This is a genomic window from Spirosoma pulveris (assembly GCF_054781875.1).
This window is the reverse complement of sequence record NZ_BAAGTO010000001.1, coordinates 155,735-178,367: the sequence shown is the minus strand read 5'-3', so window position 1 is coordinate 178,367 and position 22,633 is coordinate 155,735. Positions and strand designations below refer to the sequence as shown.

Annotated in this window: 23 protein-coding genes; 9 read left to right on the top strand and 14 right to left on the bottom strand. The window is 49.8% G+C overall.

From position 1 onward, the window contains the following. Positions 1-176: 176 nt before the first annotated feature. Complete coding sequence (locus ACYVJM_RS00735; protein ID WP_461146290.1) at positions 177-2,306, bottom strand: M3 family metallopeptidase; 2,130 nt, start codon at positions 2,304-2,306, stop codon at positions 177-179. A 141-nt stretch (positions 2,307-2,447) separates the two neighbouring features. Between ACYVJM_RS00735 and ACYVJM_RS00730 the strand changes: the two genes are divergently transcribed. From ACYVJM_RS00730 to aac(6'), 3 genes are all read left to right on the top strand, one after another. After that, complete coding sequence (locus ACYVJM_RS00730; protein ID WP_461146289.1) at positions 2,448-3,197, top strand: helix-turn-helix domain-containing protein; 750 nt, start codon at positions 2,448-2,450, stop codon at positions 3,195-3,197. 24 nt (positions 3,198-3,221) lie between these two features. Next, positions 3,222-4,376 carry an FAD-dependent oxidoreductase gene (locus ACYVJM_RS00725; RefSeq protein ID WP_461146288.1) on the top strand — a complete coding sequence of 385 codons (1,155 nt, stop codon included), beginning with the start codon at positions 3,222-3,224 and terminating at the stop codon, positions 4,374-4,376. A gap of 110 nt (positions 4,377-4,486) precedes the next feature. Beyond that, a complete protein-coding gene (aac(6'), locus tag ACYVJM_RS00720) occupies positions 4,487-4,927 on the top strand; it encodes an aminoglycoside 6'-N-acetyltransferase (protein WP_461146287.1) in 441 nt (146 codons plus the stop codon). 60 nt (positions 4,928-4,987) lie between these two features. On the opposite strand, the gene ACYVJM_RS00715 is transcribed toward aac(6'), so the two are convergent. The 3 genes from ACYVJM_RS00715 to ACYVJM_RS00705 all read right to left on the bottom strand — a co-directional run bounded on the left by ACYVJM_RS00715 (position 4,988) and on the right by ACYVJM_RS00705 (position 7,877). After that, the gene (locus ACYVJM_RS00715) at positions 4,988-5,980 is read right to left on the bottom strand and encodes a glycoside hydrolase family 43 protein (RefSeq protein ID WP_461146286.1); all 993 of its coding nucleotides are present in this window, start codon (positions 5,978-5,980) and stop codon (positions 4,988-4,990) included. A gap of 179 nt (positions 5,981-6,159) precedes the next feature. After that, positions 6,160-6,870 (bottom strand): DUF2461 domain-containing protein, encoded by a 711-nt coding sequence (locus ACYVJM_RS00710; RefSeq protein ID WP_461146285.1) that lies wholly within the window; start codon positions 6,868-6,870, stop codon positions 6,160-6,162. Between the two features lie 74 nt (positions 6,871-6,944). Beyond that, positions 6,945-7,877, bottom strand: a complete 933-nt coding sequence (locus tag ACYVJM_RS00705) for an AraC family transcriptional regulator (protein ID WP_461146284.1) — start codon at positions 7,875-7,877, stop codon at positions 6,945-6,947. A gap of 265 nt (positions 7,878-8,142) precedes the next feature. On the opposite strand from ACYVJM_RS00705, the gene ACYVJM_RS00700 reads away from it, so the two are divergent. The 6 genes from ACYVJM_RS00700 (at position 8,143) to ACYVJM_RS00675 (ending at position 11,545) form a co-directional block, all read left to right on the top strand. Beyond that, positions 8,143-9,657 carry an aldehyde dehydrogenase family protein gene (locus ACYVJM_RS00700; protein ID WP_461146283.1) on the top strand — a complete coding sequence of 505 codons (1,515 nt, stop codon included), beginning with the start codon at positions 8,143-8,145 and terminating at the stop codon, positions 9,655-9,657. A 108-nt stretch (positions 9,658-9,765) separates the two neighbouring features. Continuing rightward, positions 9,766-10,071 (top strand): EthD family reductase, encoded by a 306-nt coding sequence (locus tag ACYVJM_RS00695; protein WP_461146282.1) that lies wholly within the window; start codon positions 9,766-9,768, stop codon positions 10,069-10,071. Positions 10,072-10,093: 22 nt separating this feature from the next. Next, entirely contained in the window at positions 10,094-10,483 is a 390-nt protein-coding gene (locus ACYVJM_RS00690; protein WP_461146281.1) for a DUF779 domain-containing protein, read from the top strand. A 195-nt stretch (positions 10,484-10,678) separates the two neighbouring features. Next, positions 10,679-11,113: a DoxX family protein gene (locus ACYVJM_RS00685; RefSeq protein ID WP_461146280.1), complete on the top strand. Its 435-nt coding sequence runs from the start codon at positions 10,679-10,681 to the stop codon at positions 11,111-11,113. 35 nt (positions 11,114-11,148) lie between these two features. Next, positions 11,149-11,343, top strand: a complete 195-nt coding sequence (locus tag ACYVJM_RS00680) for a hypothetical protein (RefSeq protein ID WP_461146279.1) — start codon at positions 11,149-11,151, stop codon at positions 11,341-11,343. A gap of 19 nt (positions 11,344-11,362) precedes the next feature. Then, the gene (locus ACYVJM_RS00675) at positions 11,363-11,545 is read left to right on the top strand and encodes a hypothetical protein (RefSeq protein WP_461146278.1); all 183 of its coding nucleotides are present in this window, start codon (positions 11,363-11,365) and stop codon (positions 11,543-11,545) included. 36 nt (positions 11,546-11,581) lie between these two features. Here ACYVJM_RS00675 and ACYVJM_RS00670 read toward each other — a convergent pair whose 3' ends face one another. From ACYVJM_RS00670 to ACYVJM_RS00625, 10 genes are all read right to left on the bottom strand, one after another. After that, complete coding sequence (locus ACYVJM_RS00670) at positions 11,582-12,634, bottom strand: spore photoproduct lyase family protein (RefSeq protein ID WP_461147717.1); 1,053 nt, start codon at positions 12,632-12,634, stop codon at positions 11,582-11,584. 243 nt (positions 12,635-12,877) lie between these two features. After that, complete coding sequence (locus ACYVJM_RS00665; RefSeq protein ID WP_461146277.1) at positions 12,878-13,702, bottom strand: sulfate/molybdate ABC transporter ATP-binding protein; 825 nt, start codon at positions 13,700-13,702, stop codon at positions 12,878-12,880. Further along, on the bottom strand, positions 13,699-14,364 hold the full coding sequence (gene modB, locus ACYVJM_RS00660) for a molybdate ABC transporter permease subunit (protein ID WP_461146276.1): 666 nt from the start codon (positions 14,362-14,364) through the stop codon (positions 13,699-13,701). Before modB ends, ACYVJM_RS00665 begins: the two co-directional genes overlap by 4 nt. A gap of 11 nt (positions 14,365-14,375) precedes the next feature. Continuing rightward, positions 14,376-15,119 carry a molybdate ABC transporter substrate-binding protein gene (gene modA / locus ACYVJM_RS00655; RefSeq protein WP_461146275.1) on the bottom strand — a complete coding sequence of 248 codons (744 nt, stop codon included), beginning with the start codon at positions 15,117-15,119 and terminating at the stop codon, positions 14,376-14,378. 81 nt (positions 15,120-15,200) lie between these two features. Then, positions 15,201-16,478, bottom strand: a complete 1,278-nt coding sequence (locus ACYVJM_RS00650; RefSeq protein WP_461146274.1) for a sensor histidine kinase — start codon at positions 16,476-16,478, stop codon at positions 15,201-15,203. Next, the gene (locus ACYVJM_RS00645; protein ID WP_461146273.1) at positions 16,475-17,866 is read right to left on the bottom strand and encodes a sigma-54-dependent transcriptional regulator; all 1,392 of its coding nucleotides are present in this window, start codon (positions 17,864-17,866) and stop codon (positions 16,475-16,477) included. Before ACYVJM_RS00645 ends, ACYVJM_RS00650 begins: the two co-directional genes overlap by 4 nt. Before the next feature lie 27 nt (positions 17,867-17,893). Continuing rightward, positions 17,894-19,048: an ABC transporter permease gene (locus ACYVJM_RS00640; RefSeq protein ID WP_461146272.1), complete on the bottom strand. Its 1,155-nt coding sequence runs from the start codon at positions 19,046-19,048 to the stop codon at positions 17,894-17,896. 5 nt (positions 19,049-19,053) lie between these two features. Further along, on the bottom strand, positions 19,054-20,301 hold the full coding sequence (locus tag ACYVJM_RS00635; protein ID WP_461146271.1) for an ABC transporter permease: 1,248 nt from the start codon (positions 20,299-20,301) through the stop codon (positions 19,054-19,056). Between the two features lie 104 nt (positions 20,302-20,405). Beyond that, positions 20,406-21,068 (bottom strand): ABC transporter ATP-binding protein, encoded by a 663-nt coding sequence (locus ACYVJM_RS00630; protein WP_461146270.1) that lies wholly within the window; start codon positions 21,066-21,068, stop codon positions 20,406-20,408. 88 nt (positions 21,069-21,156) lie between these two features. Further along, a complete protein-coding gene (locus tag ACYVJM_RS00625) occupies positions 21,157-22,626 on the bottom strand; it encodes a TolC family protein (protein ID WP_461146269.1) in 1,470 nt (489 codons plus the stop codon). Positions 22,627-22,633 lie beyond the last annotated feature (7 nt).

The following is a 22,633-nucleotide window of genomic DNA, read 5'->3' as shown; positions in this document are numbered from 1 at the left end:
CAACTGACTCAATAGCTACTAACTCATTAAAGTATATTTATTATCCATAAAAAAGGGGCTGCCAAATAATGGCAGCCCCTTTTTTATGCCGTGGAGTCGGGTCTGAGAACCCGACTTCACTATGGAAACCCAACTTTACATACCGTTACAATTCGGGATGGTTTATGGAGACAACCTTACAAGATCAATCCGCTGCGCCGGAGCATAGCTTTGGGCGATGGTTCGCGACCCCGGAATTTTTTGTAAAGTTCCATAGGCTTTTCGCTTCCGCCTTTTTCGAGTACGTTCTTTCGGAAACTGTCGGCGGCAGCTTTGTTTTCGAGTCCGCCTTTTTCTTTAAAGAACTCAAAAGCATCGGCATCCAGCACTTCACTCCATTTGTAGCTGTAGTAACCGGCGGAGTAGCCCCCCGCAAAAATATGCGAGAAAGCCGGGCTGATAGCCACCCCATCCACATGGGGGAACAAGTTTGCCACAGAATCTACCCGACCTTCAACCTGCGAGATCGTTTCGCCCGTTGGTTTTTGCCCATGGTAATACATGTCGATCAATCCCAAACGCAGCTGCCGCAGGTTTGCCATACCCGCCATGAAGTTCTGACTGGCGCGGATCTTTTCAATCAGTTCATTGGGAATCACTTCACCGGTTTGGTAGTGCTTCGCGAAAAGTTTGAGCGCTTCGGGATCGTAGCACCAGTTTTCCATTACCTGCGAGGGTAACTCAACGAAATCGCGGGGAACGCTGGTGCCGCTCAGACTTTCGTATTTACCATTTGCCAACATACCATGCAGGCCATGCCCGAATTCGTGGAAAAGGGTTGTTACCTCATAAAATGTCAGCAACGACGGCTTGGTATCCGTTGGTCGGGTGAAGTTACAGACGTTGACAATATGTGGACGGATGTTGGTTCCGTTCTCAATTTTCTGTCCCTGGATATCATTCATCCATGCACCGCTCCGCTTACCGGCCCGAGGGAAGTAATCTCCGTAAAAAACGGCAAGGAACTTACCATCTTTGTCAAAAACATCGAAAGTTTTCACCTCCGGGTTGTATACCGGAATATCGGTACGCTCCTTAAAGGTAACCCCGTATAACTTGTTCGCTATCGTGAACACGCCGTTCAGGACGTTCTCCAGTTTAAAGTACGGCTTCAGCGTTTCATCGTCAAGATCGTACTTCTCTTTTTTGAGCTTTTCAGAATAGTAACCGCTGTCCCAAGCCTGCAATTTATCTTCTTTGAAACCATGAGCTTTGGCGTAGGTCGTCAGTTCCACAAGCTGACGCTCGGCTGCCGGACGGGCGTAGGAAACAAGTTCATCCAGAAAGCTCTGCACCTTATCTCTCGAACCGGCCATACTCTCCTCCAGCACAAAATCAGCATGGGTTTTGTAGTTCAGCAGATTTGCCCGTTCGTAGCGCAGGTTGACAATCTTGTTGATGATGGCTGAGTTGTCATTCTTATCGCCGTGAAAACCGCGACCGTTAGAAGCCATGAAAAGCTTTTTCCGCAACTCCCGGTTGTCGGCATACTGCATAAACGGACCATAGCTTGGGGCCTGCAACGTAAACACCCAGCCTTCTTTACCTTTCTGCTTTGCCGTTGCTTTGGCGGCATCACGCGCGAAATCGGGCAAACCGGCAAGGTCTTTTTCGTCCGTCACAACCATCATGTATTCGTTGGTTTCGTTCAGGACATTCTCACCAAATTGGAGCGACAGTTGCGACAGTTCTTTGTCAATAGCCCGCAAACGCTCTTTGCCTTTTTCATCCAGATTGGCCCCATTGCGCGAGAAGCGTTTGTACGTTTTTTCGAGCAGCATGGCACTTTCGGGATCCAGTTTCAGCTTATCACGCTGCTCGTATACGGTTTTGATCCGGGAAAATAACTTTGCGTTCAGAGTAATGTCGTTCCCGTACTCACTCAACAGGGGCGACGCTTCCTTCACAATTTTCTGAAGTTCGGGCGTTGTTTCAGCACTGTTCAGGTTAAACAGTACCGATGTTACTTTGCCGAGCAGATCGCCCGCGCGTTCGAGGGCAACAATGGTATTCTCAAAAGTTGGCGCAGCGGTACTGGTAACGATTGCATCCACGTCCTTTCGGCCTTGTACCAGACCATCTTTCAATGCTGGCAAGTAATCGGCATTTTTAATTTTGTCGAACGGCGCCGTCTGGTGCGGTGTTGAGTACGACGAGAGAAATGGATTTTGGGTCATTTTGGGTTGTTGGGGCGAAGGCTGAGCGAACGCTGCGGTTGCGGTGATCGCCAGCAAAACGCCAGTCTTCTTGATTTGAGGGATTAACATACCAGTTTGTCAAATGAGTTTCAGGGAAAAATACGAAACTAGCGGCAATTTTACAGCCTTTTGGCTTACAGACGGTTGCATAAAATGTTGAGCGGGCAGGCAAAAACGTTCAGCCAAAATAACCAATAGTATACTCGAGCCATGTCCAACAGCTTAACTTACAAACTCATCAAACCCGACAAATCGCTGGCTGATTTTGTTTACTGTTTTTCATCCCTACAAAATTTATCAGTTAGTAACGAAGCGGTAATTATTCCAAATGGAAAAATTGATCTGGTCTTTACAAAGACTCCGGATAACCGGCTTCATATTTCATTGCTGGGTTTGGAGACGGAGCCAAAATATGCAAAACAGGATGTTTCAAATTTCTTTGCAGTGAGTTTTAATCCGCTTGCGGTAGACTACATTTTCGGGTTCTCAATTGCCGACATACTAAATACAGGAAAAGCCCTCCCCGATACCTTTTGGGATTTCAGCATTGACGACCTGAACGATTTTGATGGGTTCTGCGAAAAGGTGTCAGAGCGAGTTCATTCACTCTTACCGCCTGAAATTGACGAACGAAAACGGAAACTATTTGACTTGATCTTTGCCGTTAACGGGGAGATTACAATAAGAAAACTGTCGGAAGAGGTCTTTTGGAGCGAGCGCCAAATTAACCGTTATTTCAACCGGCAGTTCGGACTCTCCCTCAAAGCCTATTGTACTATTCTCCGTTTTCAGGCTTCGCTTCCTTACATAAAAGAAGGCAACCTTTTTCCGCAACTCAACTTTACCGACCAGTCGCATTTTGTTAAGGAGATCAAAAAACTCTCGGGGGTATCGCCTAAGGAACTGTTCAAAAATCAAAATGACCGATTTTTACAATTCCTGGTCTATGACCAGCTATAGTTTTGCAGCCTAAGATTCAAAACTATGCTGGTACAAGATAAACAAATAGCAATTATAGGTGGTGGTCCCGGCGGACTAACCCTGGCAAGACTTTTACAAGCTAAAGGCGCACAGGTGAACGTGTATGAAAGAGATCTTAACAAAGATGCCCGGGTGCAGGGCTCACCTCTTGATTTACATAAAGACTCAGGATTGGCAGCTTTGGAGAAAGCCAATCTGATTGACGAATTCAAAAAGAATTTTCTTCCGGGTGCGGATAGAATGGTCATCGTCAACGAACGTGCGGAAATAGTATTCAGCGACCATGAAACAAAAATTGAGGAAAATTTTGGCAACGAGCATTTTCGACCCGAGATAGACCGTGGCGCTTTACGAAAAATACTGCTCGACTCATTATCCGCAGAAACGGTTGTGTGGGACAGCCATTTCGTGTCGATGGAAAAACAACATGAAGGCTGGCAAATACAGTTCAAAAATGACACAAGTGCATATGCAGATATAGTTATTGCGGCCGACGGGGCAAACTCAAAAATTCGGCCTTACCTCACAGACATCAAACCGTTTTATTCGGGCATAACCATGCTTGAAGGCAATATTTATGACGCCGTCCAAGCTGCACCGTTAATTTCCGGCTTGCTTCGTGGAGGGAAAGTAATGGCTTTCGGAAATAAGCAGGATATACTAATGGGACAGAAAGCGAATGGCGAAATCGGCTTTTATATAAGCTTTAAAACGGGAGAAAACTGGGCTTCAGCAAGTGGTTTGGATTTTTCGAACAAACTAGAGGTATTGACCTGGTTCAACGAAGTTTATTCCGATTGGAGCCCGATTTGGAACGAGCTGTTTACAAGTGCATCGGTTCCGTTTATTCCACGTCCTATCTATTGCATGCCATTGGATCAAACCTGGGAAACATGGCCAAATCTGACCCTGCTGGGCGATGCCGCTCATGTAATGCCTCCCTTTGCCGGCGAAGGAGTGAATATGGCAATGCTCGACGCCCTGGAATTGAGTGACGTCTTAACATCCGGAAACTACAACACCCTACAGGAGGCTATTTCTTATTATGAACGAACCATGCGTAAACGGGCATCCGTTATGGCTCAGGAATCGCTTGACAACGGCGAACGGATGCACAATGAACAGGCCCTGACTTCGATGCTGGAGTTCTTTGGTTGAGAAGTAAGGTTGACTGCTGAAAATAACCTTATTTTTTCGGCCTGTCAGGGCTTTCATAGCGCAGTGATGTTTATTAAAATCTGCTCTTAACCAAAATTTCGCTCTCAGTAATGGAAATCGAACCCTTATCCAGGTACACGCTTAATGCCGTTGTTGACCTCGTTCTGGAACTGTGGCCCGACTGTGACCTCAACGAAGAACTACAAAACTATGCCCGGTTACTCAGTTCGGACAATGACGCTTGCTTTGTGGCTAAAATCGAGGACTCTTGTGTAGCGTTTGTCCATGTAAGCTGCCGATACGATTATGTGGAAGGATCTGTAGAACTACCGGTGGCCTATATGGAAGGGATTTATGTGAAGCCCGCTTATCGAAAACAGGGCATTGCACAAAAACTGGTTCGGACAGTTGAGGACTGGGCTAAACACAAAGGACTGACGCAACTTGCTTCCGACACGGAGCTAATGAACGTTGCGAGTATTGACTTTCATAAGAAAACAGGCTTCGAAGAAGTCGAACGTATTGTCTGTTTTATCAAAGACCTGCCCTAAATACGCTTCGTATAGCTCCACGGTTAATGACAAATTCCACAAAGCCCGGTTTGTCGTAAATTAAGGAATATATGGCTTACCAATAATCAGTTTGTCGCCCGAGAAGTCAACCTCAAACAAATGGGGGTTCCGAATATAACGGCCATTACTGTTCCGGTGGCTATGTACGGACATCAGCCAATTGCCGGTCAGGGTGCGAAAAAGCATACCATGACCGAAATTGGGCGGGGTGATTGGCTTCTTCTCGTGCTCCCAGGGGCCATCAAGGGTACCACTTTTCGAATAAGCCACCCCTTGCGTATATACGTCATCAATCCAACTGGTCCAGATCATGCCTAGTCGGCCGGTTCCCGTACGGAACAGAAAAGGCCCGTCCGTTACTTTATTGGGGCCACCCGTCGATTTCTCGCGGCTCCAGGGGCTGTCACTGGCTCGAAAAAGCAGCTTCCCTTCGCCTATAGAGCCGCTTAGATCTGGCTTGAGCGCAATTTTCTCCATGGTGCCGTTCAGATTTTGAAGCCACTCGTAGCAATACACCATATAAGGCTTCCCGTCTTTATCCACCCAAAAAGTACCATCTAGCGTTGGTTTGTCGGCGGGTAGATAAATCGGGTCTTTCATGGGCACGTACGGTCCCTCGGCTCTGTCGCTGACTAAAATATGACTGGCCCGACGTTCGATAACATTTTCACCCACCGTATCAATCTTAACGGCCCGATTGGTGAAGGTGGCAAAATAGTAGTACTTCCCCTTGTAGTGGTGCAGTTCGGCGGCCCAGATCATTGGATTCTTCCCCATCCAGGAGTCAGGGTCAGTTTTAGTGACACTGTAGGGGCCACTCCAGGCTTTGAGGTCCTTACTTTTCCAGAGCATGCCTCCTGTACCAGTCATGTAGTACATGGAGGTAGGCTTATCTGCCAAAATAAACGGGTCGCTCAGCCGAATCGAATCCAGCGGTATGTTTTCTTTTATAACCGGCGTCCGATTTTGCGAAAAACAGGCTGTAAACTGAACTGTGATTAATGCGATGAGTAGGACTGCCTTCGTAACCATTGTGTAACTGTGTACTGCTTTGATAAACCTCAACTTCAATCATACCTTAAGCGTATACGACACTGATGCTACTGCCTGAAAAGGGGAATTTAATTGTATGCCAGCCCACCCAGCCACGTTTCAGTTTCGGTCGGACGAGGTAATATAACCGGCCCATCGTCCAACCGAAACTATCCCGACTATAACGTCACTGACTCTTCTTTTTCATCGAAGAAGAGGTAGTTCAACAAATCGCAGTAGGGTTTGATGATGCGGCAGCCGCGTACGATCTCATCGGCGAAATTGGGTTTGAGTACTTCCTTATCGGTGTAACGGTGCAGGAAGAACAGTTCTTTCCGGCGGAGCAGGTCGATTTCGGGATGGTCGGCAGAGTAGCCTTTGGGCGATGTTTTCATCGACTCGCCAGACGCTTCCGGGAAATAGGCTGTAAACTCAGGAGCCTCAATAATATCCTTCAACTCCTGTACATTGTAGTCGATCTCCTGACGGAATTTGGCCAGGTTGGCGGGTGTTGGCTGCCACATACCTGCCCCAAGAAACGACTGATTGCCGGGCTGAATATGAACGTAATAATCAATACGACCTGATTGCCGTCCGCCGGGGCCAATGGCGAAAGCCAGGTTGGATTTATAGGGGGCTTTGTCTTTAGAAAAACGGATGTCGCGGTTGATCCGGAAAATACAGTCTTTAACGGCGGTATTAGCCAGCGGCTCAAAGGGGCTAAGTCCCGTTAGCACCCGCTCTACCACGCCCATGAGTTCGGCTTTAGCCGCGTCGTAACGTGGTCGATTGGCGTGAAACCACTCCCGATTGTTGTTATCAACGAGTTCGCGCATGAACTCAAGTGTAGGCGCGGTAAAGGCGGCTTTCGATGAAGTCTTTGTTGTCATGATTAGTCAAAGATAACCAATCCTGATCTGAGTTCGGCAACCCGAATCACCTTTACTGCCAAAGAATGGCCTTTTCAGGACGGAAGAATCCGTTTGCGGTACTGCGTTGGCGACGCCCCAATCTCGCGCCTGAACAACTTCATAAAATACGTCAGGTTGTTAAATCCGCACTCCATACTAATATCGTCTAAACTGCGATTTGTGGTGCGCAGCAATTGAGAAGCCAGTGCCAGCCGTTGCTGGTTGATGTAATCAACGGGTGTCATGCCAAACGTCTGTTTGAACGTTCTGTAGAAGTTGGGTTCGCTCATGCAGGCCTCATCAGCCAGCTCCTTGATTTGCAGACTCCGATGCAAGTGTTTATTGATATACTGCGCCACATGCGCCAGCCTGTTCACGTTAGCGAAGGCCGTCTCGGGACTCAGTAGTAACGTTCGGGCCTGTGTTTGCATGAGCCGAACCACCAATTCCTGAATTATCAGGTTGGCAAACACCTCTTTAGCCCGGTTATTTTCCGTAAAAATATAAACCAGACGCGCAATCAGCTGGTGAATGGGAACGTCGTTGGTCAGGAAAAAATTATGCTGTCCAAACTGCCAGCCCTGCTGCGTATCGATCAGTGGGGTGCGGTCATTGAGCAGATCGGTGACCTGCCGAACTTTATCAGGGGCAATCGCCAGCGCCAGGCATTGGGTTGGATTCTGAACCTGCGCTTCCGGAAAGTCGATGCACATGGTTTCGTCACCGGGTACGATGACGGACTCTCCCGGTAAGAAATCGAACGATGGCGTGCCGGGCAGGTGCATCACTTTTTTGCCCCGTATCATGCTGGCCAGTACCGGACTGGTAAACGTCAGTTCTACCTTTTCAGCAACATGCTGTGTTTCATAAATATTGAGTTCAGCGGTATCGATGGTGTATGCCGTCCTGTTTTCAACCTCCTGCTCAAGCTTGCGGCCCTTCAGGTGGCTGGAAACATCGAAAGAAACAATCGCTTCACGTTTCATGATGGGAAATCAACGGTTAGTAAATGGCCAGGTCTATGGTAGTGTATTGCAATTTAGTACAGCTTGTCAAGCTTATATGCTTTTTCCCATAGTTTATTGGCATACTTTTAGAAGAAAGTAGTCAAATTAACGTTTTGAAGAAAGGAAGTGCACAATTATTTGATAGGATAGTGCAACAATGCGATACTTTTGCTCAATTCCAATTGAATAATTCTGGCAAAATTTGTGACGATTTTAGTAGAACATAATCCTTTCTTATAGCTGTATGGAAACCCTTGAGCTCGTTGAGACCCACCCAAGCCGGCCTAAGTTCCGGTCGCATTATGATAATTATATTGGTGGCAAGTGGGTACCACCGGTTGGTGGGGAGTATTTTGAAAATACATCGCCGGTAGACGGCAGCCTGATCGCCAAGATGCCCCGCTCAAAAGCGGCCGACGTCGATCTGGCCGTTGCCGCTGCCCAGAAAGCCTTTGAAACATGGGGTAAAACATCAGCTACAGAGCGCAGCAAAGTGCTCCTTCAGATTGCTGATGTAATTGAAAAGAATCTGGAGTTTTTAGCGCGTGTCGAAACAGTCGAGAACGGTAAGGCCCTTCGCGAAACGATGGCGGCCGACCTTCCGCTCTGCGTCGACCACTTCCGCTATTTTGCCGGTGTCATTCGGGCCGAAGAAGGCTCAGCCACCGAACTGAATGCGGATACGCTGTCACTCATCATTAAAGAACCCGTGGGCGTAGTTGGTCAGATTATCCCCTGGAATTTCCCGCTGCTGATGGCAACCTGGAAATTGGCTCCGGCGCTGGCTGCTGGCTGCTGCGTAGTGATCAAGCCCGCCGAGCAGACGCCAACGTCGCTGACGGTCTTGTTCGAGTTACTGGAAGGCATTGTACCGGCGGGTGTGGTTAACATCATACAGGGTTTCGGACCGGAAGCGGGCAAACCACTGGCCCAACACAAGGGAATTAATAAGGTAGCCTTCACGGGTGAAACCACCACCGGGCGTCTAATTATGCAGTATGCGTCGGAAAACCTCATTCCGGTTACGATGGAGCTGGGTGGTAAATCGCCGAACATCTTCATGAAGTCCATAGCAGATGCCGACGACGAGTTCTTCGACAAGTGCGTAGAAGGTGCTGTCATGTTCGCGCTGAATCAGGGCGAAATCTGTACCTGCCCGTCGCGTTTGTTGGTTCACGAAGACATCTACGACAAGTTCATGGAGCGAGTCATTGCCCGGACCAAAGCCATCAAGCTTGGTCACCCGCTCGATCCGGACACCATGATGGGTGCCCAGGCAAGCAACGACCAGTATGAGAAAATCCTTTCTTATATTGACATTGGCAAGCAGGAAGGCGCTGAAGTGCTGACCGGTGGTGGCCCGGCTGATACCATAGAGGGTGGCTACTACATTCAGCCAACGATCTTCAAAGGCAACAACAAAATGCGGATTTTTCAGGAAGAAATCTTCGGGCCCGTCCTGTCGGTGACGACCTTTAAGGATGCCGACGAAGCCGTTGCCATTGCCAATGACACGCTGTATGGCCTGGGTGCCGGTTTCTGGTCCCGCGATGCGCATGAGCTGTACACCATTCCCCGGCAGATTCAGGCCGGTCGGGTGTGGGTGAACTGCTACCATGATTATCCGGCTCACGCACCGTTTGGCGGTTATAAGAAGTCGGGCTTCGGTCGCGAGAACCACCTGATGATGCTGAACCACTACCGTCAGGTGAAAAACCTGCTGATTTCTTACAGCAAAAACAAACTTGGTTTCTTTTGATTGAAACAAAAAGCGTATGAATGAAAGAGCGAGAGTGTGAAAACCCCGGCAAATAGCTACCTTTCACGCTCTCGCTCTTTCATGCTTGCGCTCTTTAATTATTTTGCTATGATTCGCTTAACCGTTCTTTACCCCAAGACAGAAAAAAGTCAGTTTGATCTGACATATTACCTGGAAAAACACATTCCTTTGGTGAAAGAGCGGCTAACACCGTTTGGCCTCATCGGCGTTGATATGAATGAAGGACTGGCTGGCGGTGACACGCCCCCGCCTTATGCGATGATTACCTTTCTGTCTTTCAACACAGCCGACGAACTGGACAAAGGGATGGGAACAAACGGTGCTGAACTGCTGGGCGACATCCCTAACTTTACGGATGTGCAGCCACTAACACAGGTGGTTCGGGTGCTCTAAAACGTATTAATAACTCTCGCTTATGACGACTCAAACCACTTCCCGTGTTGATATAACTCCAGCGGCTGTCGATGTTATTAACAAAATCAAAGCTGAACACGGCCCGCTGATGTTTCACCAAAGCGGTGGATGCTGTGATGGCTCGTCGCCCATGTGCTACGAGGAAGGCGAGTTCATCATCGGCTCGTCGGACGTGTTGCTTGGGCAAATCGAAGGGTGTAATTTCTGGATGTCGAGCGACCAGTTTGAATATTGGCAGCACACACACCTGACCATTGACGTCACTCCCGGACGGGGAGCCAGTTTCTCCCTCGAAATACCAATGGGCGTCCGTTTCATGATCCGGTCGCGCTTATTCGAGCCCGACGAGGCCGAGCACATGGCACCCGTGCATGTTGGGCCTTTGGAGTAGAGCTGGCGCGAGTATTTACTCGTGCCTTTTATATTGCAAGCCGGTCCGGCGTCCCGGTTCGCTTGCGTCAGTGAATTCTGACTTTATCAAAGCACGAGTATATACTCGCGCCAGCCTTTTACAAACAAATAACCCCTTGACAATCAAGTTCATTTCGCTTATATTCGGTTAGTTTTCACTAAACCGCTTACAGCTATGAACCTATTAAATCGCGTTGAACAATGGGGCGACACGCACCACCCCGCGTGGACGGATGGTTTACGGATTGTGTTAGGGATTATTCTCTTTCTGAAAGGCGTAAGTTTCATTAGCGACACGGCCTACCTGACCAATTTGGTTGGTGGTCTTCACTTCGGTCTTCTCCCGGTTATTCTCGTTCATTACGTAGCGTTTGCGCATTTGATGGGCGGTTTTCTGATTGCCCTTGGTTGCCTGACCCGGTTGATGGTCGTCCTGCAACTACCCATTCTGGTTGGTGCGCTCTTCTTCGTCAATATCCGTCAGGGCTTCTCGCCAATGAATTCGGAATTGTGGCTTTCGGTCATCGTTTTGATGCTCCTGCTGCTGTTTCTAGTCATCGGTTCCGGTCGGTTTTCGATGGACGAACACGTCAAACAAAACGCCCGCTGACCCGTTTTTCTGCCACAACTAAACCAAACAACGTTATGGCAGACAAGACCCTGGAAAAAGTCGAAGAATCGTACGAAGGCCAGCGAATTACGGATAATCAGGACAACGGAACTGGTCACGGCGAAAAAGGAAACGGCCGGAGTTCAACTTCGCACAAAAGTTCGTCGAAAGGCGGCCGCAGTGCCGGTGGCTCGTCGGGCGGCAGCAAAGGCGGTAGTAAGACGAATTAATTCCTGAATCGCTACCGGTATGAACCTGTTTATCAAGTACTATTCGCCACAAATTGGTGGGGCTAATAGTTCGAAGAACCAGAAGGAGGAAGGCAAAGCCGGTAAAAGCGGCAGCCATCAACGGTCAACAAAAAAGACAACGGAAAAGAACGATCCGGATAAAGTTGAGAAGAGCAAGAAGAACGCGAACAGCGTCGATTAACAAAGAAGAAGGCCCGTTACTGACGGGCCTTCTTCTTTAAAATATATAGCGAATCTCGCACCAGGGTATTTCATCGCGGACCATATCCTCAAAAACGGCAATCATTTTTCGCTTTAGCTGATGCTCGTATCGGATGTTCCACCCCCCGAACTGACTTACTTTGCTCTCCTGCAATTCGGGCACCCAAAGCAATTCTTCAGCTTTAGGGTTGATGGCTAAGTTAGCCTGGTGCTGCCGCTGGTTGTGCGTCAGGAAGATAACTTCACACTTGAGTTGCTGCCGGACTTCGGGGCGCAAAGAGGCATCGAGCTGGCGGAATAACTCCCGGTAGTCGTTTCGCCAAGCTTTCTTATCCCCATCGGGGCCGCTATACACAATGACGGGAGAGAAATTGACGTGTACTTCATACCCAGCCTCGTAAAAATCATTGATGGCGGCTATGCGCTTCTCGATCGAATCGGTGCGCACATCGACCAGCTTGCTGACGTGAGCAGGCATTAGACTAAACCGGATTCGTATTTTCCGCTTCGGGTCGAAGTTGAGCATTGCCGGATTCACGAACTTCGTGGCGAAGGTAGCTTTCGCTTTGGAATGGTCGCGGTAAAATTCAAAGACCTGCTGAATGCCGGGCGTCAGGTCATAATCAACCGAAATGTCGGAGTTACAGCCAATATCGTAGGTCCAGAATGTTGCATCGGTTTGGTTTACGGGCTTAGGCCAGGCCAGCGAGTTGACATGGGCGTCGATACTCGCCAGATTCTCGTCGATATTTGTAAAGAGCGTAATGGGATTCACGTTCTTGTGCCGGTCGACATAGCAATAGGTACAGGCACCAAAGCAGCCGTTCGCTAAACTTGGCGCGATATAATCTGAACTCCGGCCGCTCCACTTAATATCCTGCGTTTTGAGCTTACCCAGTACCAGCACATCGGATTTGACCTTGAAATGGTTCATACCCAACTCCGGTAGGCGGTTATGCTGCTTCACTTCAAGCGTTTCTGCTTGAGGAAATTGCGACAGAACCGCTTTTCCCCTATCGTTGAGCGCGTCGGCTGTATACAGGATAATTGACGGATTGAAATCGGGCATAACGTGCATTTGCAGATGTAACTAAATAACAGCTAAGGGTGGGGTTTGGTTCAGAATACAAACATCACAACTACCTGATAATCTTCTATTTATGAAATAAAAATAGTATAAATTATGAAGTGTCTACCCCACCCCAACCCCTCCCCTTGAAAAAAAAGGAGAGGGGCTTTTGCTGGTCACTTTTTTAGCCCCTCCCCTTTTTTTAGGGGAGGGGTTGGGGTGGGGTGAATATCATATAACCACTTACTTTACGACCCCTCCAATCTGTATTAAATCCCCTACCTTCCACTGTTCCCAAACAGGACTTGCAGAGCGTATTTGTGTGGTTGCCGTTTCGATGACCCACAGTTGCAGTTGCTCATCAAACGTAATGTTCGTTATGGGTTCAGCAACCGGCGCAGCAGCCCCCCGCTCCCCCCGGCGTCTGTCGGTTTGTATACGCCCCTGCACCAGTTGAACCACCCGATCAGCCAAAGCCTCCACATCCGCTTCGTGGTGACTCACCAAAAGCGTTGTCGTACTCCAACGGGTATGTAAATCAAGGAGCACTTGCCGAAGCTGTTCACTAGATTGAGCATCCAAAGCAGCAAATGGCTCATCGAGCAGCAATAGTTTCGGTTGTCGGACAAGGGCACGGACGAGGGCTACCCGCTGGCGCTGCCCACCCGATAAAGCTAATGGTTTCGTATTGATAAAGGCGTCTAACCCGGTTGTTTTGATTAGCTCGTGCGCAAAGTCCGACTGGCCTTTTGGGACAGCAAACAGAATATTTTCCAGTACGGTCATGTTTGGGAACAAGGCAGTATCCTGAAAAACAAAGCCGATTGACCGCTTTTGAGGAGACAGATTTAGCTTCATCTCCTTATCCAGCCACACCTCCTCCTCGACCGTGATCCGGCCCTGTGCTGGGTTTTCCAGTCCGGCCAGCAAGCGCAACAGGGTCGTTTTCCCGGAGCCGGACGGACCGATCAGTGCCGTGAGGGTGCCGGGTTCAATAGTTAGCTTAACCTGTAAGTCACGGGTCCCTTCGGTAAACAGCCGGGGCATCACAACGTCGATGTGTATCATACCGTAACCCGTTTATTAATGGCATACACCAGTAAAAGTATGGCAAAAGAAATTCCCAGCAGCAGAGCCGCGTAAGCATGGGCGGTTTCGAAATGGAGCTGCTCCACTTCGTTGTAAATGGCAATGGAAGCCACCCTCGTTTGCCCCGGCAAGTTCCCGCCAATCATAAGCACGAGCCCGAATTCGCCGATAGTGTGTGCAAAGGTCAGCACAATGCCGGTGAGTAAGGCGGGTTTGCAATTGGGCAGCAACACCCGCCAAAACGTTCGCCTTGGCGATTGACCAAGGGTGTAAGCTGCTTCACGCCACGAGACGGGCAGGTTTTCCAGCCCCGCCTGAATGGGATGAACCATAAACGGTAAACTGTACAGCAGCGACGCGATTACCAGCCCCTCGAACGAAAAGACAAGCTGCACATCAACCGTTTTCAGTAGCCAGGCACCAAGCGCGCTGGTTGGGCTGAAGGCCAGCAACAGATAGAAGCCAACGACCGAAGGCGGTAAAACCAGCGGCAGGCTAATGAGTGCCTCCACAACCGGCTTGAGCCAGAAACGGCTGAGGGCCAGCCATCCAGCCAGCGGCACACCGATCAGGAGGAGTAAAACTGTGGTTATACCGGCCAGGCGGAGGGTTAGCCAGATGGGTTCCCAGTCAATGGGCATGAGAAACAAAATCAGGAAGCGGGTGAACGGTAACCAAACTGCTGCAAAGTACGCCGGGCTTCCGGACTACGCAAAAACTGAACAAACTGTCGGGCAGCTTTCTCCTGACTCGTTCGCTTCAGAATAACCACGCCCTGCGCAATGGGCGCATAGCCCGTTTGTGGCAAATCGATCCAGTGTCCTTTCTTGCTCAAGCCGGGGTCGAGCACCACCGACTTGGCCGTAAATCCAACTTCGGCCGCTCCCGACAAGATGTATTGGTTGACCTGCGCAATGCTTTCGCCGTACACCAGTTTGGGCTTCACTTTATCCAGTAGCTTTTTGAACTTCAGATACGAAATGGCCGCTTCGCCATACGGAGCCGTTTCGGGATTGGCAATGGCTATATGCCGAACAGCAGTATTGGCTAGCACAGAAAGATCAGCATTTATGGGTAAGTCGCCCGTTGACCAAAGCACCAGCGACCCATAGGCGTAGATCACTGGTGTGTCAACCGTCAGTCCGGACTTGTGCAGCGTTTGCGGGTACTGCATATCCGCCGACAGAAACACATCGTAGGGGGCCCCCTGCTGAATTTGCGTGGTTAGCTTTCCCGACGAGTTGACAATCATCTCAATAGCCGTTCCGGTCCTTTTTTGATATGTAGTTTTCAACTGCTCCATCACAAACTGGGCGTTGGCCGCCACCGCCACCCGAAGCGATTGCGCCAGAAGAGTGACTGGACAGAGAAGCAAAAAAATAAGCAGTTTTTTCATTGATCTTTTTGATTCTGCCAGGAGAATCCACCCGTTATATCCGTACAAATATAACGTTAGTCACAAAAAAAGTTGCATCGCCTAAAATCCAATCCGGAATTCGGTCCACCCCTCTTCGTTGGACTTCAGCGAAAACGTGAACTGGTGGCTGAGCAGAATCTCCCGCGTGAGGGTAAGGCCAATGCCCTGTCCCTCGGGCTTGGTGCTGTAAAACGGATTGAATAAGTTAGGCGCCACCTCTTCAGGAATGGGTTGTCCATTGTCGCGAATCAAAAGAGTTGTTGGCGTGTCGATTACCTCAACACGCTGCCCGGCTTCGCAGGCGTCGATGGCGTTTTTAATGACGTTGATCAGTACCTGCTCTATCTGCTCCGTATCGACCATCTGCCGGTTTATTCTTGTTGCCACGCCGGTCAGCAAAACGCCCCTGGCAGTGGCCTGAGGTTGTAACAGCTGCACCACGTTACGCAATAGTTCGTTCACATCGACCGGTCGTTTCTGGGGCTGGGGCAGGCGGACGACATCGGCAAATCGGCTCATGAAACGATTCAGGCGGTTGTTCCGCTCAATGGCGACCTGTATGGCGTGCTTCACATCCGGCTCGTTCACATACGAGGTTGTTACATCGAGAATTGAGTTGACGGCACCGATGGAGTTGTTCACTTCATGGGCCATCATCCGAATCACCTTGCTATATGATTTCCGCTCGGTAGCCAGTATTTCGGGCGTCAGCTCTTCAATGATCAGAAATGACCGCCGGAAGCCGCGATCCATGAAGTTCGACCGGAGCACTTTAAATGTCTCGATCCCGTTGGGCTTCATCACCCGCGACTGACCGTCTTCCAGGTCGGCCATCTGGGCAAGCAGCGAAAACCCAATATCGGAAAGCGGTTTCCCAACCACCTGGTCCGGCTGCACCGACAACAGTTGGCTGGCTCTGGGATTGATTGACGCAATATTGCCATCGAAATCGAAGATCAGTATGGCGATGGGAGCCGCTTCAACCAGTTTATTCAGGAAAAATTGCTGTTCGACCTGCCGGGTGCGCTCCTGCCGAAGCTGGTCGATCATAAGGTTATAAACCGTAATGAGTTCATCGACCTCCTGATTGCCCGTCGGCACAAATTTGACGGTAAAATCCTTGTCCCGAATGGCTTCAATACCCGACGCGATAAACTCCGACGGTTGCTGAAACGCCCGATAGATACGGACAGCCACGTAGCCGGAAATTAAAATAAGCACTTCGGAGGCAATGAACAGGAGTTTATTTTCGCGCAACTCCCAACCAATCATTCCCAACAGCACGAGGTGCAGCAGGGTGATGTAAATCAGGTAACGCGTTCGCAGGGGTAGTTTCATTCCTCTGTGGTGTAGGGAATGCCAAATTTCTCTAATCGGCGGTAAAGCGCAAAACGGGTAATGCCCAGCGCCCGCGCCACTTTGGCTACCCGGTTCTGATGAAACGCCATAGCCCGCTGTATCATCTGGTACTCCATTTCTTCCAGCGTCATTGACCCAACGGGCGGCAGTGGAGTTGGGTGGTACGGCGTTCCGGCAGAAGCCAATGAGCCGGGCGTTTGCGAAACGTTTTGCTCAAAGTCTTCGGGCTGCAATTCATCATTGGCCGACAACAGAACGGTTCGCTCCACTACGTTCTTGAGCTGCCGGATATTACCGGGCAGGGACAGATTTTTCAGCCACTTCTGGGCCGCCGAACTCACCTGCAAGTCGGGGCGGCCGTAGATCATTTTGAGGTTATCGACAAAATAGGTCGCCAGCAGAGGAATGTCGCCGGGGCGTTCGCGAAGGGCGGGGAGTCGAACCGAAATCAGGTTGATCCGGTAAAACAGATCTTCCCGAAACTGCCCCTTGCTGACCATCTCTTCGAGGTTCCGATTGGTGGCGCAGATAACCCGCACATCAACAGTCCGGGATTTGCTGCTCCCCAACGGCTCAAAAGTGCGGTCCTGCAATACCCGCAGGAGTTTAACCTGACTGGCTGGGTCCAGATCGCCGATTTCGTCTAAGAAAATAGATCCTTTGTTGGCCAGTTCGAAGCGCCCTATCCGATCGGTTTTGGCGTCGGTGAAGGCCCCGCGCACATGACCAAACAACTCACTCTCGAACAAGGTCGATGAAATGCCACCCAAGTTCACTTTTACGAACGGTTGCCGATGACGTCGGCTGTTCTGGTGAATGGCTTCGGCGATGAGTTCTTTGCCAGTCCCGCTTTCGCCCGTAATGAGCACGGGAGCATCCGTAGGTGCCACCCGTCCGATGGTCGTCAGGATGTCGAGCAGCGTCGGGTCTTCCCCTACAATATTATCAAAACGAAACTGCTGGTCGAGTTTCCGGCGACTGGGCGACGACGCCACCGGCTGCGCCAGGTTGAGGGCTGTCCGTACCGATTGCACGAGGTGGTCATTCTGCCAGGGTTTCGTAATAAAATCTTTCGCCCCTGCTTTCATACCCTCCACTGCCAGGTCGATACTCCCCCAGCCCGTTATCAAAATTACGGGTACATTGGGGATCCGCTCCCGCAGCCGACGCAGTAACCGAAGCCCATCATCGCCGGTGGTCGACACGGAGAAATTCATGTCGAGCAATATCAACTCGGGAGTTTCGTCATCCAGCACCTCGAAGGCGTCAAACGGACCATCGGCCACGCGAACGGTGAACCCTTCTTTCCTGAACAGTAAGGAAAGGGAGGTCTGAATGGCAATATCGTCGTCTATGATGAGGAGCATGTTTTGATCCGCGTTCCAATCCAATGTCTATTCTTCATGTAAAGCCGTGGCGGGTTGGATGCCTGCTGCCTGCCGACTGGGGAATAAGGCGCACAGGGTGACAATTCCATAAATGATCAGCATAGCGATCAAAATGGCCGTCACGTAGGTGCCCGCTTTCACATCAAACACATTGAGCAGCGGGAACTGCGCGGCAAACAACAACCCGATCAACAGCGCGAAGGTAGCTAATACCCATATTTCGCCGATGAACTGAGTAGAGATTCCGTTAGCTGTAGCGCCCAACGCCCGACGTAAACCGATTTCACCCCGTCGTTTGGCGATACTCAGGTTCAACACTCCGAACAGGCCAAGCGCCACGTTAATCAGCAAAAAGCTACTGACGATTAGGGCAATGATAATCGGTACGAGGACAAGGTTGTGTTGATTTTTCCGCATATCGGTTAAGTAATCGACTTCGACACTCCACCCAGTCACCATGGCTGCAATATCTTTTACAACCTTGGCTTCAAACGCAGCATCGGTTCCGGGTTTGACTTTGATCAGCATCGTATCCACCCAGGTGGCATCTGCTTTTGCCAATTCAAATACGGCAGGTTTATTCGACATAAATTCACCCTTTGCCTTGAAATTGGCGATCACACCAACCACTTTGAACCGATCGCCAATGATTTTTCCCAGCGGATCTTCATTCTCAAATAATTCCTCTTTTGCCTTCTCATTAATTAGTATCGGCGTGTATTTGCCTACACTATCGGCATTTCGGTACCAGTGCCCAAGGGGTACTAAAATGTCGAGTGTTCTTGCAAAATTCTCATCGGTAGTGTAAAAGTCGGCGAGTACTTTCCGCTTTTTGTACTCGATACCATTGTTCGTTTGACTTGACGAAAATGGAACATTGCTACCCATTCGGGAAACCGACTCGACTTCGGAGTAAGCTCTCAATCGTTGCTGGACCCGTTGTAATTTATCGGCAATCCCAACCGTATCCTGGTTCGCTTTCAGGCCAATCGCCCAGACGTTTTCATAGCTAAAACCCAACGGTTCTCTATAGTTTCCCACATTCACAACAATCAGTGTGGCCAGGCCAAACAGGACCATAAACGACGCCCAGATCTCTACGATCAGCAGAGCGTGCGCCTTCTTTTTATTCCAGATTAGTTTAAACAGATGAGCGATCATGTTGATTAAGATTTAAGCGCTTCGACAATCGTTAGTTTTGACATACGGAGGGCCGGTAATACCCCCGAGAGCAAGCCAAAAATCAAACAAACGAGTAAGCTGATTAAAAAGACGTTCAGATTGATTGTCAGATCGGCGTAGGCGATCATTCCACTGGTGTTGATCAACTGAATGGCGATTGTTGTCAGGCCTAAGGCAATGATGCCACCAATGAGGGTAATGAAAATATTCTCGACGATAAACTGCCACATAAGGGTTCGGACAGGTGCGCCAAAGGCTTTTCGAATACCGATTTCTGAGGCCCGTTCCATAATCCGGCTGACGTTGATATTCACCAGGTTGATGGCCGGCAAGCCCATTAACATGAATAGGACAAATGAAATTACCCCAAAGAAAATAGTCGTTAATCCGGAGTTTCCTTCCAGAAGAGGGCCTAAAAAATTATCCAGATAAGGCTCACTTTTCACCTCCAGTAGTGAGTATTTAAATCCATCCTGTATACCGGGCAATGGTATTCTGTCGATATGACTCTGAAACTCTTCCTGAATGGCGGGCAAGTCAGCTTTGTCTTTCCCTAATATCATCGCCACATAACCACCCCGCATCCCGGCGGCACGGTAATTACTTTTAGGCGCAGTGTACGGAAAGAAAACGTCGGCATACGTGAAGGGCCGGGTGAAGGGACTGGCTTTGACCACGCCAATGATTCTGTAATGAATATTTTCTATTTCAATATCCTTACCAATAACCGGTTCAGTTGCATTGTCAAAATATTGCTTTTTTAAGTCGTCAGTGATCACGGCCACCTGATCACCATTGGCAATATTCTGTTCATTGTAGGGTTTACCTTCCAGAAAGTCAAAGTCTGTTACCTGCCAGAAGTCAGCATCGGTAAATTTCGTATTGAGTTTAATTTTCTGAGAACCCACGTAGGCGTTCGAGCTATTGATAAAGGTGGTAATCGTTACCCGCTCAGGCATTTTTAGCGATTTGGCATAGTCTGTTAAAAATTTAAAACTCATGGGGCCTGACATATTCGACGTCCGGCTCGAATCCTGCTGACGCATTTGCATGATGTACAGCATCCGATCCCGCTTATTTTCAGGATAATGGCTCCCGATCAGATGGTCCAGAAAAGAGGTCAATACCATCAGCACGGTCAGCGTGAGGCTGATACCGAAGAGGGTGATGAAGGTGTAGAACGGATGCCGCAGCAACACCTTCCAGGCGATTTTTATGTAGTTCAGTAGCATGACTAAAGAGCGAAAGAGTGAATGAGCGAAAGAGTGGTTGACGAAAGAGTGAAAAAGTGGGTTGACGCGCCAACCGCTCTTTCACTCTTTTACTCTTTCGCTTTTTAAACTACCTGCGTGCCGTCGAAAAGGCGGATGAGTCGGTGGGTGCGTTTGGCCATTTGTTCGTCGTGCGTGACCATGACAATCGTGGCGCCTTCGTTGTTGAGTTCCTGAAGGATCGTCATAATTTCGTTGCCCATAGCGCTGTCGAGGTTACCAGTCGGTTCATCGGCCAGAATAATATCCGGGTTGCCAACAATGGCGCGGGCAATGGCTACACGTTGCTTCTGCCCACCCGAGAGTTGTTTCGGGAAGTGCTTCATGCGGTTGCTTAGCCCTACTTTGGCGAGGGCTTCTTTGGCATACTCCTGCCGGGGTTTCCCGTTCGTTGACCGATACAGCAACGGAATCTCGACATTATCGAGCACGGTCAGGTCATTGATCAGGTGGAAGCTTTGAAATATGAAGCCGATCTTCTGGTTTCGCAGTTTGGCCAGTTCCTTGTCCGTGTATTTGGTTACAGGCTGGCCGTCGAGTTGTACGGTCCCCTTTGAGGGCTCATCGAGCAGGCCCATGACGTTCAGCAAGGTGCTCTTGCCACAACCCGAGGGACCCATGATGGACACAAATTCCCCTTTTTTGATGTCGAGGTTGATGTTGTTCAGCGCCAGCGTTTCAATGGTGCTGGTTCGGTAGACTTTTTCGATGTTTTGGAGTGATATCATGGCTGTTTGGCGTTGGGGACTGGGTAGAGGATGTGGGGTATGGGGTGTGGCGAATTTTTACCCAATGCCCAACACCCTATGCCCTTTGCTATTTTATTTTCTGGTTTGATTCAAAATCATATAAAGTCAGCAATCGAAGCGTGTAATACGCCTGCCAATAATCGCGCAAGGCCAGAATGGCATCGCGACGGGCGCGGTCTTTCTCCTGAGTGGCAATCCCCAAATCGGTCACACTTAGGTCGCTGAGTTTGAACCGATCCTGCGCGATCTGGTAGCGGCTCTGGCCAATCTGGTCAGCTTTGGCCGTTAGCGTCACCTGTTGTCGAAGCATCTGAAGGAGCGTCACCTGGGTAAAAATCTCCTGCTCAAAGGTTAGTTTATCCTGCTCTACCGTTTGCTGGGCCAGTTCCCGGTTGGCCTTCGCCGTTTCGACAATGGCTTGTGCCCGGCCCCAGGTCATGATCGGGAGGGTAAACTGAAGCGCCACATATTCCCGGTTTTGCGGCCGAACATAGATGTCGCCGAAGTTTGGTCCCTGATTCGAGAGGCCATAACCAGCTGTCAGGGTGGCATTCAGGCCGTTATTTTTTCGGGCTTTCTCCAGGTCACGCTGTGCTTCCAGCAGCCTCCGCCGGAAACCGATGGCTGCCGAACGGTTGGCGACCGCTTCATCAATGGCCCGTTTTACATCTACCTCAAAGACCGGAATCTGATTCGGAATGGCCAGCTCAAGGGGAGCCGACTGGCCCGAACTCTCGTTCCGATACCCGACGAACGTTTTCAATTTGAGGGACGCCACAGCTGCCGTTTGCAGGGCCGACGCCAGATCTTTTTCGGCATTCAGCACACTTAACTGCAATTGAAGCAGGTCGTTTTGTGAGATTTTTCCCAGATCCAGTTTATGCAGGGCGATTCGATAGAGCGTATCGTTGTTAGCCCGGTTCGTTTCGGCGATCTGAAGGTTCACCTGCGCCACCAGTAGATCGAAATACAAAGTCGTGGCCGACAGCGACACCTGTTCGAGCGATTCAATCAGTTGCTGATTTCCTTCGGCGAACAACAGCGGCTGTATCTTCTTATCCCACCGCATGGGGTTGAACTGAAACAGCGGTTGCGCCAGCCCGATGCCAAACGGTATCCCGTTGTAAAGGGTGTTATTCTGGATGAAATTATCGAATCGCTGAATCTGCTTCTGAACGAAAATGGTTCCGCCCGTTGGCGCAATGGTCTGGCTCAGCGACAGATTTAGAATCGAATTGTTGTACGAAACCGGCTCGAATCGGATGTTTCCATCAGGCTGGGTCACTTGTATATACGACCGCGTAAAATTGGGCAGCGACCCGTCCAGACTAAGCTGCGGCTTAAACTGCGCCAGAAACGAGCGGTAGGCCCAGATATTGGTGCGCTGCTGCGTATTGGCCCGTTTAGCCGCCACCGATTGCCCCTGAGCCTGTTGAATAACGTCGGCCAGGGTCGTTATTTGAGTTGGTTGGGCCTGGGCAAAGAGGTGATGAGCGGCCAAAATCAAGCTTATTAAGTAAACGTAAAAGCGGGTCATAACCATC

What these genes read in the sequence shown, in the direction of transcription:
- ACYVJM_RS00690 (WP_461146281.1), top strand. Translation starts at nt 10,094, where the DNA reads ATGACGACTCAAACCACTTCCCGTGTTGATATAACTCCAGCGGCTGTC.
- ACYVJM_RS00685 (WP_461146280.1), top strand. Translation starts at nt 10,679, where the DNA reads ATGAACCTATTAAATCGCGTTGAACAATGGGGCGACACGCACCACCCC.
- ACYVJM_RS00730 (WP_461146289.1), top strand. Translation starts at nt 2,448, where the DNA reads ATGTCCAACAGCTTAACTTACAAACTCATCAAACCCGACAAATCGCTG.
- ACYVJM_RS00640 (WP_461146272.1), bottom strand. Translation starts at nt 19,048, where the DNA reads ATGATCGCTCATCTGTTTAAACTAATCTGGAATAAAAAGAAGGCGCAC.
- ACYVJM_RS00735 (WP_461146290.1), bottom strand. Translation starts at nt 2,306, where the DNA reads ATGTTAATCCCTCAAATCAAGAAGACTGGCGTTTTGCTGGCGATCACC.
- ACYVJM_RS00665 (WP_461146277.1), bottom strand. Translation starts at nt 13,702, where the DNA reads ATGATACACATCGACGTTGTGATGCCCCGGCTGTTTACCGAAGGGACC.
- ACYVJM_RS00675 (WP_461146278.1), top strand. Translation starts at nt 11,363, where the DNA reads ATGAACCTGTTTATCAAGTACTATTCGCCACAAATTGGTGGGGCTAAT.
- ACYVJM_RS00725 (WP_461146288.1), top strand. Translation starts at nt 3,222, where the DNA reads ATGCTGGTACAAGATAAACAAATAGCAATTATAGGTGGTGGTCCCGGC.
- ACYVJM_RS00625 (WP_461146269.1), bottom strand. Translation starts at nt 22,626, where the DNA reads ATGACCCGCTTTTACGTTTACTTAATAAGCTTGATTTTGGCCGCTCAT.
- ACYVJM_RS00705 (WP_461146284.1), bottom strand. Translation starts at nt 7,877, where the DNA reads ATGAAACGTGAAGCGATTGTTTCTTTCGATGTTTCCAGCCACCTGAAG.
- modA (WP_461146275.1), bottom strand. Translation starts at nt 15,119, where the DNA reads ATGAAAAAACTGCTTATTTTTTTGCTTCTCTGTCCAGTCACTCTTCTG.
- modB (WP_461146276.1), bottom strand. Translation starts at nt 14,364, where the DNA reads ATGCCCATTGACTGGGAACCCATCTGGCTAACCCTCCGCCTGGCCGGT.
- ACYVJM_RS00700 (WP_461146283.1), top strand. Translation starts at nt 8,143, where the DNA reads ATGGAAACCCTTGAGCTCGTTGAGACCCACCCAAGCCGGCCTAAGTTC.
- ACYVJM_RS00695 (WP_461146282.1), top strand. Translation starts at nt 9,766, where the DNA reads ATGATTCGCTTAACCGTTCTTTACCCCAAGACAGAAAAAAGTCAGTTT.
- ACYVJM_RS00680 (WP_461146279.1), top strand. Translation starts at nt 11,149, where the DNA reads ATGGCAGACAAGACCCTGGAAAAAGTCGAAGAATCGTACGAAGGCCAG.
- ACYVJM_RS00635 (WP_461146271.1), bottom strand. Translation starts at nt 20,301, where the DNA reads ATGCTACTGAACTACATAAAAATCGCCTGGAAGGTGTTGCTGCGGCAT.
- ACYVJM_RS00645 (WP_461146273.1), bottom strand. Translation starts at nt 17,866, where the DNA reads ATGCTCCTCATCATAGACGACGATATTGCCATTCAGACCTCCCTTTCC.
- ACYVJM_RS00630 (WP_461146270.1), bottom strand. Translation starts at nt 21,068, where the DNA reads ATGATATCACTCCAAAACATCGAAAAAGTCTACCGAACCAGCACCATT.
- ACYVJM_RS00650 (WP_461146274.1), bottom strand. Translation starts at nt 16,478, where the DNA reads ATGAAACTACCCCTGCGAACGCGTTACCTGATTTACATCACCCTGCTG.
- ACYVJM_RS00710 (WP_461146285.1), bottom strand. Translation starts at nt 6,870, where the DNA reads ATGACAACAAAGACTTCATCGAAAGCCGCCTTTACCGCGCCTACACTT.
- ACYVJM_RS00715 (WP_461146286.1), bottom strand. Translation starts at nt 5,980, where the DNA reads ATGGTTACGAAGGCAGTCCTACTCATCGCATTAATCACAGTTCAGTTT.
- ACYVJM_RS00670 (WP_461147717.1), bottom strand. Translation starts at nt 12,634, where the DNA reads ATGCCCGATTTCAATCCGTCAATTATCCTGTATACAGCCGACGCGCTC.